The sequence below is a fragment of the Cetobacterium somerae ATCC BAA-474 genome, from assembly GCF_000479045.1.
Lineage (GTDB): Bacteria > Fusobacteriota > Fusobacteriia > Fusobacteriales > Fusobacteriaceae > Cetobacterium_A > Cetobacterium_A somerae.
This window is the reverse complement of record NZ_KI518160.1, coordinates 1-2045: the sequence shown is the minus strand read 5'-3', so window position 1 is coordinate 2045 and position 2045 is coordinate 1. Positions and strand designations below refer to the sequence as shown.

Annotated in this window: 3 protein-coding genes; 1 reads left to right on the top strand and 2 read right to left on the bottom strand. The window is 24.1% G+C overall.

Features of this window, described 5'->3' with window-relative positions; translation table 11 throughout:
* Positions 1-150 precede the first annotated feature (150 nt).
* On the bottom strand, positions 151-831 hold the full coding sequence (locus tag HMPREF0202_RS07170; RefSeq protein ID WP_023052391.1) for a hypothetical protein: 681 nt from the start codon (positions 829-831) through the stop codon (positions 151-153).
* A gap of 76 nt (positions 832-907) precedes the next feature.
* Complete coding sequence (locus tag HMPREF0202_RS15615) at positions 908-1039, bottom strand: hypothetical protein (RefSeq protein WP_023052390.1); 132 nt, start codon at positions 1037-1039, stop codon at positions 908-910.
* A gap of 166 nt (positions 1040-1205) precedes the next feature.
* Between HMPREF0202_RS15615 and HMPREF0202_RS07165 the strand changes: the two genes are divergently transcribed.
* Positions 1206-1904, top strand: a complete 699-nt coding sequence (locus HMPREF0202_RS07165) for a LexA family transcriptional regulator (protein WP_023052389.1) — start codon at positions 1206-1208, stop codon at positions 1902-1904.
* Positions 1905-2045 lie beyond the last annotated feature (141 nt).

The following is a 2045-nucleotide window of genomic DNA, read 5'->3' as shown; positions in this document are numbered from 1 at the left end:
AAAGTTTGTTCAAAAATATGTGAAATTAATATTAAAAAAACAGAAAAAATAAATATAGAAAAAATAAATAGTCAATATTCATAAAATGAATTTATTGAAACAAAAAAATAAAAAAGGGTAGTAAAATACAGTTAATACTACCCAAAATATCTAACTATTTAATAATGAGAAAATTGTAATACTTTGAAAAACAATATCATAAACTAAAGCTAAAGCAGGGATCTTACTCTCTATATGAGGAGCTAAAGAAATTTCAACTCTTTTAGGTTGTATATTTAAATTAGAATTTGCTTTTTTAGAAATAGCAGTACCTAATCCAAATTGAATACTTTGAACTTCAGGAATTAAAGAGAAAGCTATTTCAGAAAAAATACTTTTAAATTTATTCATATCAGTATTTTGAGGTAGATTTATTTCTAATGAGCTACCTAGAGCATCGTTAGTAATAATCATCTTTTGTATAGCTACTCTAATGTATGCTTCATTTTTTTCACCATGAAATATTCCTCCAATTTCAAGAGGATTTACTGTAGGAATCTCTAACAGAAGTTTTTTACACAAAGCTCCAACTAAAATCATAGCTGAAGGTAAATCACCATGTGTATAGATAAATACAATATCTTCACCATTAGTTTTTTCATCTATAATTCCAGAAATAACATCAATTTCTTCTTCAGGATTAGGAGAATAACCTTCCATAGTTCTTTTAGCTAAATCTTTTCCAAAATCTAAAGCAGTTATTGATATATTTTTAGGAAAATTTATAATTGATAGTTTTATACCATTATCTGTATTTTCAAAATTTATTTTAATTTTTTTACCAAAAATCATAAAAACCTCCAAGATTAAATTTAATTTACTATATATTATATAATAAAATTTACTTAATCTCTAGAAAAAAGAGAAATTAATTTTTTAAAAGACATTTATCTAAGCATAAATTAAGTAGTTCTTTTTGACACTGCTCCCAAGTTCCAACAATAAAAACTCCATTAGATTCAACTCTCCAAAAGTGATTAGAAACTCTTTTAAATCTCATTAATACTCCTCCTCAAATTTTCTACATAAATGTATAAGAAAAAAATAAAAAAATTTAAAATTCATCTATTAGAATTATACTTTAATGTAGAAAAAAAATCAAATATTTTTTTACATTTTTGTAGAAAAATAGTATAATAAATTAAAAAATAAGAAGGGAGGATAATGTGAAGACTAAATTTGGTAATTATTTAGAAAAAATGATGATGAAAAATAATTATACATTAGAATATATAGCAAAGCAAACAGATTCTTCTCTATCTGTAGTAGGTCACTATAGAAAAGGAATTAGAATTCCTAAGGATGATTTTGTAGAAAGATTTATTGAAAAATTTATTGAAACAGATAAAGAAGCAGATGAAATTAGATATATAGTTGCTTATGATAGAACTCCAGATTTAATAAAAAGAAAATTAGATGAAAATAATCAAGAGGAAAAAAATAAGCAACAAGCAGAGATAATAACTTTACCAGTCTTAGGTAAAGCAGCAGCAGGATTAGGTCATATAAATTTTGAGGACAACACTAGAACGGAGGTATTATCTTCTATTTCAAATATAGAATTGCCTAAGAATGCTTTTTTAGTAGAAGTTAGTGGAGATTCAATGTTTCCAACGTTATCAGATGGAGATTTAGTCATAATTAATCCCGTTCAAAAGCAGATGAGAATGGTAGAAGGAAAAGTTTGTGTATTTAGTTATCATGATCAAACATATATAAAAAGACTTAAAATTAATAAAAATGAAGTAAGACTCGTATCTGATAATAGTGATAAAAAAAGATATTCAGATATCATTATATCTGACGAAGAATTGGAGTATTTAAAATGCTATGGAGCTGTTATAGAAAGTAGAAGAAAACACTAAAAAATAATAAGAGAGGATTATATAAAACAAGAAACAGTTCTTTAAGAACTGTTTTTTATTTTGTATATTTTTATTTTAATGTGAAATTTATAAAGAATAATTGTTTAAAATTTCAGTTATTGCATATAATTACTGTTTGTA

Bases quoted from the DNA above. Each gene is read 5' to 3' on its own strand.
- HMPREF0202_RS07170 (WP_023052391.1), bottom strand. From the start codon at position 831: ATGATTTTTGGTAAAAAAATTAAAATAAATTTTGAAAATACAGATAAT.
- HMPREF0202_RS15615 (WP_023052390.1), bottom strand. From the start codon at position 1,039: ATGAGATTTAAAAGAGTTTCTAATCACTTTTGGAGAGTTGAATCTAAT.